The 16,076-nt window shown below is 37.7% G+C and carries 14 protein-coding genes; 10 read left to right on the top strand and 4 right to left on the bottom strand.

Annotation, left to right across the window (positions count from 1 at the left end):
* The first annotated feature begins 299 nt into the window (after nucleotides 1-299).
* Both IPM47_13110 and IPM47_13105 read left to right on the top strand, forming a co-directional pair.
* Nucleotides 300-1,253, top strand: coding sequence for an IS256 family transposase (locus IPM47_13110; GenBank protein ID QQS27812.1), 954 nt, complete (start codon nucleotides 300-302; stop codon nucleotides 1,251-1,253).
* Nucleotides 1,217-1,597, top strand: a complete 381-nt coding sequence (locus IPM47_13105; GenBank protein QQS31472.1) for a transposase — start codon at nucleotides 1,217-1,219, stop codon at nucleotides 1,595-1,597. Before IPM47_13110 ends, IPM47_13105 begins: the two co-directional genes overlap by 37 nt.
* Before the next feature lie 254 nt (nucleotides 1,598-1,851).
* Here the strand turns inward: IPM47_13105 and IPM47_13100 are convergent, their stop codons facing one another.
* Nucleotides 1,852-2,388 carry a hypothetical protein gene (locus IPM47_13100; GenBank protein QQS27811.1) on the bottom strand — a complete coding sequence of 179 codons (537 nt, stop codon included), beginning with the start codon at nucleotides 2,386-2,388 and terminating at the stop codon, nucleotides 1,852-1,854.
* Between the two features lie 210 nt (nucleotides 2,389-2,598).
* Between IPM47_13100 and IPM47_13095 the strand changes: the two genes are divergently transcribed.
* From IPM47_13095 to IPM47_13075, 5 genes are all read left to right on the top strand, one after another.
* Nucleotides 2,599-3,123: a DUF1036 domain-containing protein gene (locus IPM47_13095; GenBank protein QQS27810.1), complete on the top strand. Its 525-nt coding sequence runs from the start codon at nucleotides 2,599-2,601 to the stop codon at nucleotides 3,121-3,123.
* Nucleotides 3,124-3,281: 158 nt separating this feature from the next.
* On the top strand, nucleotides 3,282-5,369 hold the full coding sequence (locus IPM47_13090; GenBank protein QQS27809.1) for an AAA family ATPase: 2,088 nt from the start codon (nucleotides 3,282-3,284) through the stop codon (nucleotides 5,367-5,369).
* 36 nt (nucleotides 5,370-5,405) lie between these two features.
* On the top strand, nucleotides 5,406-6,215 hold the full coding sequence (locus IPM47_13085) for an SDR family NAD(P)-dependent oxidoreductase (GenBank protein ID QQS27808.1): 810 nt from the start codon (nucleotides 5,406-5,408) through the stop codon (nucleotides 6,213-6,215).
* 95 nt (nucleotides 6,216-6,310) lie between these two features.
* Entirely contained in the window at nucleotides 6,311-7,333 is a 1,023-nt protein-coding gene (locus IPM47_13080; protein ID QQS27807.1) for a superoxide dismutase, read from the top strand.
* 143 nt (nucleotides 7,334-7,476) lie between these two features.
* Nucleotides 7,477-7,809 (top strand): tetratricopeptide repeat protein, encoded by a 333-nt coding sequence (locus IPM47_13075; GenBank protein ID QQS27806.1) that lies wholly within the window; start codon nucleotides 7,477-7,479, stop codon nucleotides 7,807-7,809.
* A gap of 3 nt (nucleotides 7,810-7,812) precedes the next feature.
* On the opposite strand, the gene IPM47_13070 is transcribed toward IPM47_13075, so the two are convergent.
* Nucleotides 7,813-9,000 carry a DUF1343 domain-containing protein gene (locus tag IPM47_13070; protein ID QQS31471.1) on the bottom strand — a complete coding sequence of 396 codons (1,188 nt, stop codon included), beginning with the start codon at nucleotides 8,998-9,000 and terminating at the stop codon, nucleotides 7,813-7,815.
* 384 nt (nucleotides 9,001-9,384) lie between these two features.
* Here IPM47_13070 and IPM47_13065 point away from each other — a divergent pair, with 384 nt between their 5' ends.
* The 3 genes from IPM47_13065 (at nucleotide 9,385) to IPM47_13055 (ending at nucleotide 13,336) form a co-directional block, all read left to right on the top strand.
* Nucleotides 9,385-10,608: an ABC transporter permease gene (locus IPM47_13065; GenBank protein QQS27805.1), complete on the top strand. Its 1,224-nt coding sequence runs from the start codon at nucleotides 9,385-9,387 to the stop codon at nucleotides 10,606-10,608.
* Nucleotides 10,609-10,698: 90 nt separating this feature from the next.
* Nucleotides 10,699-12,438, top strand: coding sequence for a thiamine pyrophosphate-binding protein (locus tag IPM47_13060; GenBank protein ID QQS27804.1), 1,740 nt, complete (start codon nucleotides 10,699-10,701; stop codon nucleotides 12,436-12,438).
* A 19-nt stretch (nucleotides 12,439-12,457) separates the two neighbouring features.
* A complete protein-coding gene (locus IPM47_13055; GenBank protein ID QQS27803.1) occupies nucleotides 12,458-13,336 on the top strand; it encodes a hypothetical protein in 879 nt (292 codons plus the stop codon).
* Nucleotides 13,337-13,358: 22 nt separating this feature from the next.
* Here IPM47_13055 and IPM47_13050 read toward each other — a convergent pair whose 3' ends face one another.
* Together IPM47_13050 and rocD are read right to left on the bottom strand one after the other, a co-directional pair.
* A complete protein-coding gene (locus IPM47_13050; GenBank protein ID QQS27802.1) occupies nucleotides 13,359-14,441 on the bottom strand; it encodes a glycosyltransferase family 9 protein in 1,083 nt (360 codons plus the stop codon).
* 82 nt (nucleotides 14,442-14,523) lie between these two features.
* Nucleotides 14,524-15,762, bottom strand: coding sequence for an ornithine--oxo-acid transaminase (gene rocD / locus IPM47_13045; protein ID QQS27801.1), 1,239 nt, complete (start codon nucleotides 15,760-15,762; stop codon nucleotides 14,524-14,526).
* Between the last annotated feature and the right edge of the window lie 314 nt (nucleotides 15,763-16,076).

Below are 16,076 nucleotides of genomic sequence, written 5' to 3'. Positions count from 1 at the left end.
ATTTTTTTTATAAAAATGTTTTAAGAAGCCGCAAAGATAATACAAGCAATTTATTTTTCAGGGTGGTTTTGTGTTTTCGGCAATTTGAACTATTATATATTGCAAATAAAAAGAGTAAGATAGAAGCAAACCGAAAGATAATTTTCCATCCACCCTCTTACTTCCTGAATATCCCACCTGTGTAGTTAGTAGCAGTTAATCAATGATTTTTTTTTAACGTTGGAAAATGATCCATTTCCGGTTGATAATGAACCTTTTGAGGGTGGAATTGAACCATTTCCGAGACTGTTATAAAAAGTGTGTCAACACAAATTACAGAAATAAAAATTTTAATTATGAAAAAGGACAAGAGAGAAAGTAGATCAGCTTCCCCATTGGAAGACTTTGATTATCCGTCATTTGAAAAAGAAGCGATAAAACGCCTCACGTCTGGGGATCGGTTATTAGGCAAAGAAGGCGTATTAACGGGTATGGTACAGCGTTTGGTGAATGCAGCTTTATCAGGCGAGATAGACAACCACATCAAGACCGACCGTTCGCAGGGTGTTAGCAATCGCAGGAACGGCTATACTTCGAAGACCTTAAACACGGAGTTAGGGGCAGTGCAGATTTCGCCTCCTCGGGACAGGCGTGGCGAGTTCAGTCCGATTATTGTAGGGAAATGGGAGCGTGAATTGGGTACAGGCTTAGAGCAACAGGTTCTGATGATGTATGCTTATGGGAACAGTTATCGGGATATTCAGCTGCAACTTATGGAGCTATACGGTGTAGAGTTTGGGGTATCGTGGATAACAGAGATAACAGACCAGGTACATGCGGAGGTGTCATCGTGGCAGCAGCGCGCCTTATTACCCTTTTATGTGGTGGTCTATTTAGACGGCATTTATTACACAAGTCGGGAAAGTGGTCGGTCAGCTAAGAGAGCTGTTTATTCGGTCTATGGAATAGACGCAGAGGGAAATCGGGATGTATTGGGCATTTACGTTCGCAATACAGAGGGGGCTTCTGAGTGGGGTCTGATTCTGGAAGACTTAAAAAAACGAGGTGTTGAAGATGTGCTATTCTTTTGTATAGACGGGCTTAGCGGTTTAGATGAGGCCATACTTTCGGTTTTTCCTCAATCCTTCGTCCAACGCTGTATTGTCCATATGCTCCGCAGCAGCACTAAATTTGTTGCCAGAAAAGATATTAAGCAAGTCAGTGCAGACCTTAAAAGATATACAATGCTGCCGGCGAACCCAGAGCGAGAGTAGCCTTAGCAGGTTTTGAGCAAACCTGGGGAAAGAAATATCCCGGTATCGCAAGGGCTTGGGAACAAGAATGGGCAAATTTAATGGTGTTTATGGATTTCGGAGCAAATATCCGCCGAATGATTTATACGACTAATCCTGTGGAAGGTTTGCACCGGCAAATACGCAAAGTAACGAAAAGCAAAGGTTCATGGGTAAACGACAAGGCTTTAGTCAAACAAATTTATCTCATCCTGATATATGGGAGAGGCGGGTGGAAAACTAAAGTTACAAATTGGACCTCAGTATCACACGAATTGCGTACCCGCTTGAAGACCGTTTTACAAAGCATGTGGATGTTTAACTAACCGATGAGTAGGAAGTAAAGGAATTGAAAACAGCGTTGTTTCCCACATTCCAACAGCCTTTACTACTCAAAAAAAAGAAGGGTTTGAGTAGTAGGCTATTGAAATGTGGAAAACTATATAACTAAAGTACTCTTAAATTTAACTTGTTAAATCCACTCTTGATTTTCAAAAATAATCGCATTTGACACACTTTTTCGAACATTCCCCCATTTCCGGTTGATAATGAACCATTTTCAGGTGATAATGAACCATTTTCAGGTGATAAAGACCATTTCCAGATGATAATGAACCGTTTCCAGATGATAATGAACCGTTTCCAGATGATAATGAACCGTTTCCAGATGATAATGAACCGTTTCCAGATGATAATGAACCGTTTCCAGATGATAATGAACCGTTTCCAGGTGATAATGAACCGTTTCCAGATGATAATGAACCGTTTCCAGATGATAATGAACCGTTTCCAGATGATAATGAACCGTTTCCAGATGATAATGAACCGTTTCCAGATGATAATGAACCGTTTCCAGATGATAATGAACCGTTTCCAGATGATAATGAACCGTTTCCAGGTGATAATGAACCTTTTCCAGGTGATAATGAACCGTTTCCAGGTGATAATGAACCTTTTCCAGGTGATAATGAACCTTTTCCAGGTGATAATGAACCTTTTCCAGGTGATAATGAACCTTTTCCAGGTGATAATGAACCTTTTCCAGGTGATAATGAACCTTTTCCAGGTGATAATGAACCTTTTCCAGGTGGAAATTGCCGTAGTTAAACAGGAACATTTAGCTAACAGCAATATTTGCATGGTTTTATAAATTCAATACGATTCAGGTACAGAAACTAACATATAGTGATGATTTCTTTGAAATCAATTAAAACACAGAATGTTAAAATTGGGGTAATGAGACAACTTTGAAAAATCTGCTTAAAAGTGGCACTTATTTTGTATTTAGTTTATGAAAATTATTTTAACGCAATTAAAAGAATGTAATATGATGATAAGGATTCTTCTAACCTCGATATTCATTTTATTTTTTAGCCTTCCTACTTACGCACAATTGTTTTGTACAAATGAATCGGCAAATCCGGTTTGGTTGGCGGTTGCCTACAATCAAATAAAAAAAACTAATTCACTCGACACATCGCCGGAAGAAGTATGGGTAAGTGAGGGATGGATCTACCTCAAAGTTGGTCAAACAGCACAGTTAACCACTCATATTGGATTTGATCGTATTGAGGGAAACAAAACCAACTTTTACTATTATGCTTACCAACCGGTTGAAGAGGGTAAAGAATGGCGTGGAAACAGAAAGTTTTTAGTGGATGTTGACCCTGAGGAAGTGGACCCCTTTTTGTTTAAAACCAAAATATTATATGCCAACATGCCTGAAAAATACCGTCATCGTAAAAGTGTCCAATTTAAACCTTTTAAAATGGCAACCAATATAACCCAGGGGTTTTATACAATCGTATTAAAACAGGATGATCGCAATGAGCCACCTATTGTGATAGAATAGTTAATCCCAAAAAGTAGTTTTTAAGAATATTGGGTATCGGGGCTTTTATAAAGTCTTTTAGTGTTTTTTATAGCTTTGTTGAACAAAACGGACTAATTTTGCCTGTTTTTAATTTTATCCCTTTTGTTAGACAACAACTATTGAATAAGCACTAACTCATGAATAAAATTTCTTCAATACAGTTAGAAAAACTGATTGCGACCATCTTTAACGCTAAAGATCTGGAAGGCAATTTATATATCAATTCCAGAATTCCAGCATTGGCTATATTGCGCCTGTCTGTTCAGTTTCCATCTCTCAATATGGCGGCTGAAGATATTATTTTACTGTATGATAAAAATGCGGGTAGTTTTAATCAAGGTTTTTTGCTAACAACCAGAAATATCCATTTTGCTAAAGGATATTTGCCCTTTAATGAATTGGAAAAACTATTTGATTTAGAAGGCAAATTGATGCTTGAACTGCCTGATATGTCTGATGAATTGAAAAGCAAAGTGTCGCAATTGCTTGTTTCTATAGCAGATTATGACGACAGTAAAGATATGAATATCCACCGATTTGGCAAGAAAAGTGAAGGCACACAAATTCCTACAAACGGCGTAGAAGTTGAGGTTAAACTGAATAACCAGAATACTCAACAAGCTATGGAAAACGATCTGATAGACGAAGAATTTCTCCAATTGCTCAAACACGAAGCAGATATTTATATGGATGCCTGCCGTCATTTGGACAATGACAAGACGTTTAAACAAACTGTTCAGAAAATGAGCAACACGACAGACATCATTGTCAATGACCCAAGTGCCCGGGAGTTGTTTGCTCAGGATGCCATTAAACTATATGAGATGTGCAGCGAAATTGATCGCAAAATCACCAGGCGCGAACAGTTTGCTCTTGCCTATTTGTTTGAACGGTTAATTAACAATTCAGATATGGCAACGGGTTTAAAACTCACCCGAATAAACGAAATGATACAAAACCCCGTATTCCCTCAAAGAATTACACAATTGCGTGACTTCAAAATATTTAATGTAAAAAGTGAATATCCGGAAGAGCTGCTTTTGCCGGTTATCTTGTCGAGGCTCGAACATGATTTGTTTTCAACAATCTCGGCACAACTTTACCGTTTTGCTTCACTCATTCTTAAGGCAGATGGCAATGTCATTGCAGAAGAAGAGGAATTACTCAAAAAAGTCTGGAATTTGACTCATAAGCCCAAGAAAGCGACTCCTAATGTGAAACAAACAGAAGTGGATGACCACGAGTCATTAGATGAGGTTATTGCTGAACTTAACGAACTTATTGGATTAAAAAACATTAAAGAGGAAATCAAAACCCTGATTAATTTTTTAAAAATTCAGAAAATCAGGGAGGAGAAAGGCCTTGCTACACAAGACCGTGCCCTTCATTCGGTGTTTATGGGCCCTCCCGGAACCGGTAAAACTACAATAGCCCGATTAGTTGGCAGAATTTATAAACATCTTGGATTTTTAAAACGCGGTCATTTAGTCGAAACTGACCGGGCAGGATTAGTCGCAGGATATATTGGTCAAACAGCTTTAAAAGTAGATGAAATTGTAAAAACGGCCTTAGATGGTGTTTTGTTTATTGACGAGGCTTATGCCTTGAGCAGAGGCGGTGAAGACAAGCGTGATTTTGGAAACGAAGCTATCGAAGCTTTGTTAAAAAGAATGGAAGACCACCGAAAACAATTGGTGGTAATTGTTGCCGGTTATCCGGACGAAATGGAAACTTTTATCAAATCCAATCCCGGACTTCAATCTCGTTTTAACCGTTACTATTTTTTCAATCATTATACTCCGGAAGAACTTGTACAGATTTTCAAACTTTTTGCTTCTAAAGCCGATTTCAAATTAGATGAAGAAGCCGAAGAAAAACTTCTCTTTATTTTTGAAAAAGTATGTACAGACCGACCCTTTAATTTTGGCAATGCCCGTGTTTCGCGAAATTTATTTGAAAAATGTATTGAACGGCAAGCCAACAGGATTGTCGGAATTGCTCCACTCACCGAAGATATACTCATCACTTTAACTGAAGCGGATATTCCACCGGTCAATGAGACGGTTAAAGAAATACTGGTATTTGACCCTAAGAAAAAGAGTTATGAACAACAACCTGATTTGTCTCAAATTAACGAAGTCATCAATAAACTGATCCCTCAACAACATAATGAAGAGCCAAAGGAAGAAGAAAAACCACCTGAAACCAAACAGACTGACGAATAGCAAATAAATTGTCCCTGATTTTTTTATTCATGAGTTATGTTTCGTCTAACTGCGCTTTATCCATATAAACGAGCTTTTATTACAGGTGCTGCCTCAGGTCTTGGGCTTGCATTGTGCAAACAACTGGCATACGACCGCTGGCATATCGGTGTAAACGACATCAATGATAAAAAATTAGATGAAACAGTAAAAATAATAGAAACACTCGGCGGAAAAGCATTTGCCTATTGCTTTGATGTTTCTGATGCGGCAGCATACGAAGATGCCGCAACCGATTTTATACAAAAAGCCGGAGGTATAGATTTGTTGGTTAATAATGCCGGAATATCAGGCTTTGTGGGAAATATGGAATCTTGTTCTATCCCTGATTGGCAATGGATTATTGGAATCAATTTGATGGGAGTTATTCACGGATGTCATTATTTTATTCCTGCTATGAAAAATCAGGGTTATGGCTATGTGCTCAACATAGCAAGCGCTGCCGGTTTTGTCAACCCTCCCAATATGTCCGGTTACAATGTTACAAAAGCTGCTGTTATTTCGCTGTCTGAATCCTTATTTACAGAACTGAAACCTTTTAATATCAAAGTATCTGTTTCTATCACCACGTTTTTTAAAACTAATATTATGCAACATAGCAAAGGAAACCCTGAATTGGTGAAACGCGGTGAAAAAATGGTTTCCAAATCAAAAATAAAAGCAGACGATATGGCTGTTACACTTCTGAATAGCTGTGGAAACTATGAGTTTCTGCTGATATATCCATTTCAATCCCGTTTTTTATTTAACCTTAAACGATTTTCTCCGAAATTTTTTCGCTGGATTTTGTCTAAAATTTCCGGTTAGATTTATATCAAATGTTTCGCCCTGTTTTATGGTTGTTAAACCATTTTCGCTTTAAACCATTTTCTATTCTTGATAACCAAATAAAACGTTTTACTATGAATCTCAAAAAAATAGTTTTGTTGACAATTGCCTCTCTTTTGTTTGTATTTTCTCCAAACCTTCAATCACAAACAAAATTTACACTTCCGGACTTGGCCTATGAATTTAATGCGCTTGAACCTTTTATTGATTCAACTACAATGAATATTCATTATTCAAAGCATCATGCAGGTTATGTGAACAACCTGAACAACGCCATCAAAGACACGGAAGCCGCAAACTTATCTCTTGAAGATATTTTCAAAAACATGTCAAAATTCAGCACTGCTATTCGTAACAATGCCGGTGGACATTACAATCACACTTTGTTTTGGAGTATCCTGACTCCTGAAAAAAACACAATGCCTTCAGACAGACTAAGTCAGGCTATTCAACATCATTTTAACGGTTTGGACAGTCTGAAAATAAAACTAAACGCGGCAGCCGCCTCGAGATTTGGTTCAGGATGGGCTTGGTTAATTGTTACTCCGGAAAAAAAGTTAGCCATTACCTCGACTCCCAATCAAGACAACCCATTAATGGATATTGCAGAAGTAAAAGGTGTTCCTATATTGGGTATAGATGTTTGGGAACATGCTTACTATCTCAAATATCAAAATAAAAGAGGGGATTACCTAAGTGCATTATGGAATGTGATTAACTGGAACGAAGTCAGCAGATTGTTTGACGTTGCTAATCCAAAAGGGAAATTTGATGATTGGCCGGCTATCAAAGATTTTCACAAAGTCATGGCCCAAACTTTTCATCCAAGTGAAGAAGGAAACTTAAACCCTATTAAAACCAGAATTGGTGAAATGGTTTTAAAAGCCGAAACTCTAAAAACATCCAAAATACCGGCTGAGTTTAGCAGTAAAGAAATGATGAGTGCTATTAATCAATTAATAAATGACAGTAAAAAACTGCAAAAAATGATTGATAAAAAAGGAACTACGGATTCCGAAATCACTAAAGCCTTATCCGCTTTGCATGATGTTTTCCATACTATTGTTGGCTTATGTTCAGACGAACACAACCATTAAACTATCTAAATGATTAATGAAATCATCCGGTTTAAAAGTACAATATCGCAAAAAAACGCTGAAAGTAAAGTGCTTTCAGCGTTTTTTAAACACTTGAAATAAATTGAAACCTTCCTGCAACCAAGTAACGAAAGTACATACTTATGAATATTGACCGGTTAAGCCAGCTTCAGCTGTTTTTAAAAGAAACTCCAAACGATCCTTTTCTCCATTATGCCATGGCATTGGAATATTTGAAAGTAGGAGAAGATCAAGAAGCACTTCGCATTTTTGGAGAACTAATAAACAGCAGCCCAAACTATGTTGGCACTTACTATCATCAGGGCAAGTTGCAAGAAAAACTCAAAATGTATAACGAAGCATTAATGACTTATAAATCGGGAATGGAAATTGCCCGTAAACTTCAGGACAATCATTCCTATTCAGAATTGTTGAGTGCTTACAATTCACTGCACGACGAACTGAGCGATTGGTAGCAGTTAATCTTCCATATCTTCATAAAGCAGATATTTTTTTCTTTTTTTCTTATATATATCTAAATCTGTTTGCCAGGACATACGGATTTGCTCTTCTGTCCATCCTGCTTTTATTTGCTTTTGCAGTTCTGCACTTCCGGCCAGTTTATCAAAAAAAGGAATAAAAAATTCACTTTTAGCCGGATAGTCCCGGTACAATTTAATTAACCAGCTCAAATCAATGTGGCGTAACCTGCGAAGTTCTTCCAAAGGAAGGTCTGAAAGGTCGAAACCTTTGCAGGTTGTGTTTTCAAAAAGGGGTTGTGTAGCACCGGGTTTGCTTTCTGGGGTGAATGTAAATGGGTAATTGTGTTTGGGACTTCCTATGACCTGAAATTGCTTATCGGTACCACGCCCCACACTGACTTGAGTGCCTTCGAACAAACAAAGGGAAGGATATAAATATACAGCACGGCTATTGGGTAAATTGGGAGAAGGCTTCACCGGCAATTCATAAAAAGTGCGATGAGAATATCCTGAACATGGCACAACATTTAAGCTGCATTTTACCCCATTTTTTAACCATCCTTCTCCGTTAATCATTTGTGCCAGTTCACCAACAGTTAAACCATGTACTATAGGAATAGGGTGCATCCCAACAAATGAAGCAAACTCCTCTTTCAATACAACTCCATCCACATAATGCCCGTTAGGATTTGGTCGGTCAAGAACAACCATCCATTTCCCCTGTTCAGCGCAGGCTTCCATGACATAGTGCATGGTAGAAATATAAGTATAAAACCTTGCACCGACATCTTGTATGTCGAAAACCACAACATCCACATCTGATAAATCAGATACAGATGGTTTTTTGTTTTTACCATAAAGTGATATGACAGGAAGTCCTGATTTTAAATCTTTTCCGTTTTGAACATATTTTCCAGCATCAGCATCACCGCGAAAACCATGTTCGGGAGCAAATACTTTTACAACATTTATACCAAGATTGAGTAAAGTATCTGTTAGGTGTACATCATTTACCAATGAAGTTTGATTGGCAACGATAGCCACTCGTTTAGCTTTTAAAAAAGAAAGATAAGTTTCTATTCTTTCTGCCGCAGTTACAATCGCATTGGTTTTTAAAAGGTGGTTTGTAGATTCTGCATTTTGTTTACTGCCACCTGTAGTATTTGATAGATCTGTTGACACTATTACCTGATTTCCGGAGATTGAGTCATTTTTTTCAGAATTACCGGAAGAATTGACAGATCGTGAACCGACCGGAAAAGTTTTAGCTGAACAGCTTATCAATAAAAGCACTACAAAGAGGGTTAAAATCTGTCTCAAAAGTTGATAGTTTAAAATGAATAAAACAGAACTTACTACAAATGTTTTGCCATAAACAGCCTAAACCGGTATATTAGTATTGAGGCTTGAAAAATAAGTGGGCTTTACTAATATAATTGTTGATGAAAGAAAAAAATAGAAGTACGAAAAGGGGTAAGTCAAGACAAGTCAGTTGATGGTTGCCTAAAGATGCCCAAAAACTCTCGTAAAAACTATATATTTGCATCAAAGTGTGTTAGAATCAAAAATATGAATACAGCATGGTTCATTACCCGTCGGATTGCATTTGGAAAAAGACGGTCATTTTCGGGTTTTATTATTACCATTGCTGTAGCTGCAGTTGCTTTGTCGGTTGCTGTTATGCTTATCACTACCGCCACAGTCAACGGATTTCAAAACCATATCAGTCGAAAAATCTTTGGCTTTTGGGGGCATATCCATATCAGTAAATACTCACTCAATTCAAGCTATGAAGATTTGTTTCCGGTAACTATTCATCAGTCTTTTTATCCTGCAATTGACACAATAAATGGAGTAAAACACATTCAGGTTTATGCTCACAAAGCAGGAATTATAAAAACTAACGACGATATAGAAGGTATTGTATTAAAAGGGGTATCTACTGATTTTGACTGGGGGTTTTTTAATGAATATTTAGTTGAAGGTAAAGTATTTGAGTTATCAGATACTTCTAAATCAAACGATATCCTGATTTCTCAAACCACTGCAAAAAGGTTACATTTAAATGCGGGAGACGGTTTAGCGATTTATTTTGTACAAAATCCACCATTGGTACGAAAGTTCAATATTTCGGGAATATACAAAACCGGATTGGAAGAATATGACGAAAAATACGCACTGATAGACATCAAACATATACAAAAACTAAACAACTGGGAAGAAGACCAAGTTGGAGGATTTGAAGTATTTCTCGACCGGATGGAAGACTTACCTTTTTTTAGCGACCTAATTTATTATGAAATAGTTGGTCAGGATTTATACTCACAAACCATCAAAGAAATCAACCCCAATATATTCGAATGGCTTGCCTTACAGGATATGAATGAACAGGTAATTCTATGTTTAATGGCTTTAGTCGCCATAATCAATATGATAACCGCTTTATTGATTTTGATTTTAGAGCGCACCAATATGATAGGAATTTTGAAAGCCCTCGGAGCAAGCGGTTGGGAGATTCGTAAAATTTTTCTCTTCAATGCAGCATATATAATCGGTTGGGGGCTGTTTATAGGTAATGTATTGGGGTTAAGCATATGCTTTTTACAACACAAATTCGGATTTATCAAACTACCCGAAGAGTCCTATTACATCAGTGTAGCGCCTATAGATATTGACCCGATTACAGTAGCTACCCTCAACGCCGGAACTATGCTGATTTGTCTGATAGCGCTAATTTGGCCTTCTTATCTCGCCACAACAATCAACCCAATAAAGGCTATCAGATTCAAATAAACCTTTTTGAACATCTCATAATATTGAACTTCAACACTTTTTCAATCAAAATTCATTTAATCTAAACCACTCAAAGAAGACCTATTATTTATGAACGGAGGATATATTGTTTCCAAAGTGTTGAAAGAACAAGGAGTTAAGTTTTTGTTTACCCTGTGTGGTGGCCATATTTCGCCAATTTTTGTAGAAGCAGAAAGAATGGGCATCAGGGTAATAGACACAAGACATGAAGTAAATGCAGTTTTTGCCGCCGATGCTGTTGCCAGGTTAACCGGAATACCGGGAGTTGCAGCAGTTACAGCAGGCCCGGGTTTGACAAATACTATTACCGCTGTAAAAAATGCACAATTAGCTCAAGTGCCTTTGGTACTTTTGGGAGGAGCTGCTGCAACTATACTAAAAGGGCGAGGTTCTTTACAGGACATCAATCAGATGGAGATGATGAAGCCTAATGTGAAATGGGCTGTTTCAGTCAGGAGGGTAAAAGATATAGTACCTGCTATACATAAGGCTTTTGCCATCTCTAAAACCGGAACACCCGGCCCGGTGTTTGTAGAACTACCGATAGATTTGTTGTATGATGAAGGCTTAGTCAGACAGTGGTATGGCGCAAAAGCAGATGCCCCTGCAAAAAACTTTGCCGATAAAGTTGTTAAATGGTATATCAACCGCCATGTCAACGGAGTTTTTAAAGAAAAAAACAGTATTGATTTTCAAAACACACAACCCCCTGTTATTTACCCTAAACATAAAAGCAGCCAAATTCAATCCGTTGTTAATCAACTGAAATCTGCAAAACGTCCTCTTTTGTTAATAGGAAGCGGAGCGGTCATGTTTCCTGAAAAAGCCGAAGTTTTTGCAGAAGCCGTCCAAAAATTGGGAATTCCGGTCTATTTGTCAGGCATGGGTAGGGGATTGTTAGGCAATAATAATAAACTTCAACATAGACATCATCGCAAAGAAGCCTTAAGAACTGCTGACTTAATTATGTTGGCCGGTGTTCCGTGCGATTTCAGATTAGATTATGGGGATCATCTCAACAATAAAGCCAAATATATCAATATCAACCGGAACTACGAAGATTTGAACAAAAATAAACGACCTGATACCGGTATTCAGGCAGACCCCGAAGAATTCCTGATGGCGTTGTCTGAGGTGTTTTCATGTCAGTCTTCCCAAATAGAAGCATGGCTAAACGAATTATACGAGAGAGACCAACTACGTGAACAAGACATAGAAAAACGAACAGCAGAAAACACCAACTATGGAATTAATCCCCTTCAACTGTTTAAGGCACTGGACAAATCATTAGATGAAAATGCCATTTTAATAGCAGATGGTGGAGATTTTGTAGGAACAGCAGCCTATACCCTGCGCCCTCGAAAACCATTGTCATGGTTAGACCCCGGTGTTTTCGGGACTTTAGGTGTTGGTGCCGGCTTTGCTTTGGGTGCAAAACTTTGCTTTCCCGAATCCGAAGTATATATCATTTGGGGAGATGGCAGTTGTGCCTATAGTATTCTTGAATACGATACCTATGTCAGACATCAGTTGCCGGTTGTCGGAATTATCGGTAATGATGCTTCCTGGGCTCAAATTGCCCGCGATCAGATTGATATTTTGGGTAGCGATTGTGCCACAAATCTGGCATTTTCTGACTATGAAAAAATTGGCAAGGCTTTTGGAGGAGAAGGTAAGAGAGTCGAAACCTTAAACGAATTTACCGAAGCAGTTTCGGAAGCTAAACTATGTCTAAAAAAGGGCACCCCTTTTTTAATAAACGCTGTAATAGGTAAAACTGATTTCAGGAAAGGCTCAATCAGTATGTAGAACTCCAATTCTTTTCTATATGAAATACTTTTTAACAACTATTTTGTTTTTTAATGTTCTATCTCTAAGCACAACAAGTATGGCACAATCGCCCGCCTTGCTGTTTTTACACGGAAATTATACGGATATTGATTGGGAACAATTAGAATTTAATCAGGAAGAAGGTAAAACGGCCGTCTATTACAATTATGCAGAAGCTAAGACAGGCAGGATAAAACTCAATGTAAAAGAAGAATTACAAATTGCAGGGCGTTCCATACTTAAAGTTGAATTTCCAAAGATTGCCAAAATCTATTTCATCACACTTGAGGATGATATGAAAAATCTGAAAATGAATGATGAAGACGGAAATTATGAAAAACATTTTCGTTACTACACTAAAAATGATCAGGCAAAAAGCAACAATAAGTCAAGTGATCATACAAATATACAATCGGTGTTTAATTGGTATTTAAGTATCTCTCCCGACTATTGTACAGAAGAAAACTGTATAAAAGCAGGAGATTTATGGCGATCAAAAGGCGGAGAATTGGCATGTAACTTAGGAGTATCGAAAGAAACCGCAAATTTTATTTATGGCGATATCAACCATGATAATAAAACAGATGCGATTGTCAGTTTCGGATTAATGCAATGCGACGGTGGTAATGCTTTGTGTGGAAAAGGTGAGCAATTACTGATAGTTTCAACCATGTCGGACGAATACAAAGTACATATACCTTTGTTCAGCGACCATGAAACAGGAGCATGGCATAACATGACTGCCATAAATCCGGATGGATCTATTTATTCTTACAATTATTTTTGGGCAAAAACAGATCAGCGCTGTCAACCAAGCATTGAAAAAAAGGAAATTTACCGTTTTTCAAATGGGGAGCTAATCAAAATGGAACGTTGAAAAAGTTTCAGCCAATATTTCGTTATTGTAGCTTATCTGTTATGCTTTTCAGAACTTCATCAACACTTAGATTTGCCATCGCTTCATAACCTATACCCATTTCTGACAGTTCGCTTTCAGTATATTTGAAATTGTACATGGCATTAAAATAATTGCCCTTTGCAAACAAAACGGTTGAAGTGGGTTTTAAAGGCCTTGTTCTGCTAAAGTCAGTAGGACCATATAAAGCGATTAGAGGTTTCTCAAGTGCATCAGCAAGGTGCATAGTTCCCGAATCGTGGCAAACTATCAACGAAGCCCCTTTTATTAAAGTGAGCAAATCAGGAATATTTGTCTCCCCCGCCGTATTTATGACGACCGATTTAACTTTTTCAGGCAAGTATTGATACAATTCAGAAATGTTTGTATCGAGATCCCCTTGATCTCCGACAAGTACAATTTTGTATTGTGAAAAGTTTTCGTGCAATTGACTAATCAGCTTTCCAAAATGTTGTGGGGGCCAAGCTTTTACTTTAAACAATCCGTTTGCTGCACCGGGTTGAATTAACAGGTATTGGTTACTTTGAAGATTATATTTTGACAGAACTTCAGGATGCTCCTGCCAATTTACAATAGTAGGGAAAACATCGGTTACAGGTTGCCGGTGATAGGCCCGCAACAAATCCATATTTAAATCTGTTTCATGTCTTCCGGCTAAAACAGGTACTAAATGAGTTTTAGTGCTTAAAAAAATAGTCGCGACAGCTTTAAAGCGATTCGACAAAACTGCCGGGTGCAAATGTCTGATTCTCAAAGGAATACGGGCAATATAAGTGCCTGCCACCAAAAAGTTAGGCTGTGCATCAAAAGGTAATACCGCTACATCAAATTTCTCAGCTCTCAGGCTTCGGAAAAAGGCGAATTTTTCAAAACCTGAAGCATTAACTGAAATGAAATGAGTTTTTGAAATGAGTGGACTTCGATGCAATACAAATTCCGCTCCGAAAGCATTACCCGCCAATAAATGAATTTCATCATCCGGGTAAAGCTTTGTCCATGCCTGAATCATCGGTGTTTTTAGCACAAAATTTCCCAAACCGGTAAAGGCTGACAAAAGAATCTTCATAGAAAAAGATAACACAGGCATTAATATATACCTACGCAAGAAAGTAAATCGCTGTTTTGAAATTTAACTTCAAACAGTAAACTTAAATTTTTACCTCCACTTCTTTGATTGCCTGTCTGATAATCTCAATACAGTCATAAATCTGTGCTTCAGTAATTACCAAAGGGGGTGCAAAACGTATTTTGTTTCCATGAGTAGGTTTGGCTAATAAACCTTTTTCTTTGAGTTTAAGGCAAAAATTCCACGCCAACTGAGAATCTTCATCGCAATTTATTTCGATTGCATTGAGCAAACCCTTCCCTCTAATTTCGCGAATTAACGGAGATTGAATCGCCCTGAGTTCATCCCTTAATATATTTCCCAATCTATCGGCATTTTTAGCCATGTCCTCTTCGACTAAAACCTCAAGAGCAGCCATAGCAACACGACAAGCTAAAGGATTACCTCCATAAGTAGAGCCGTGTTCTCCCGGGTGAATACAAAGCATGATTTCATCATCGCATAAAACTGCAGATACAGGTAAAACTCCTCCTGAAAGTGCTTTGCCTAAAATAAGAATATCCGGCCTTACCCCTTCATGGTCACAACACAACATTTTTCCGGTTCTTGCCAAACCGGTCTGTACTTCATCAGCAATAAACAAAACATTATATTCCCTGCACAAATCATAAGCCTTTTTTAAATACCCGTCTTCAGGAACAATAACTCCTGCTTCTCCCTGAATTGGTTCAACCATAAAAGCTGCAACATTGGGATCTTGCAAAGCTTTTTCCAACGAAGCGAGGTCATTATAAGGTATAATCTCAAATCCTGGCATGTATGGCCCAAATCCTCTATAGCTGGACGGGTCGGTAGAAGAAGAAATAGCAGCTAATGTACGGCCCCAGAAATTGCCTTCTACGAAAATAATACGTGCTTTGTTTTCAGGTACTTGCTTAACCTGATATGCCCATTTCCGAGCGAGTTTTATAGCAGTTTCACCGCCTTCAACTCCTGTATTCATGGGCAGAACTTTGTCATAGCCTAACAGCTTGGTTAAATATTCTTCGTATTTTCCCAATATATTGTTATAGAAAGCCCTTGAAGTCAAGGTTAATTCTTGTGCCTGTTCAACCAGAGCGTTGATAATTTTTGGGTGGCAATGCCCCTGATTTACTGCTGAATAAGCCGATAGAAAATCATAATATTTGTTGCCTTCAACATCCCATACAAACACTCCTTCGCCTTTGGACAGCACCACCGGCATTGGATGGTAATTATGTGCGCCATATCGGTTTTCTAATTCAATATAGTGTTGAGTTTCTGTTAATACCTGTTGCATAATACCTGAATTTAAAATGGAAAATAGAACAAACTTAAAACTTAAAGATACTGAAAATAACAATCAGAATTGCAAAATTACTGAATCTTAAACTCCTGACGATTGATTTAAGGGAAATTATTTCTGCCACTTCTAATTAACCTCTAATGATTATAGAATTTGCCCTCTGTTTAATGAATTAAATAAAACTACTTTTCTTAAATAGCAGAACTAAATTTGAAAGTTGAATAATAACAAAAATTGACTTGCTAAGGACTTTGCCAAAATGGTATCTATTAAATAAAACATAATTAGACTACCTTTGCCGGAAATAT

It is taken from the genome of Sphingobacteriales bacterium (genome assembly GCA_016700115.1).
Classification (GTDB): domain Bacteria; phylum Bacteroidota; class Bacteroidia; order Chitinophagales; family UBA2359; genus UBA2359.
Note: the sequence above shows the minus strand (reverse complement) of the source record. Positions and strands in the feature narration are given on the sequence as shown.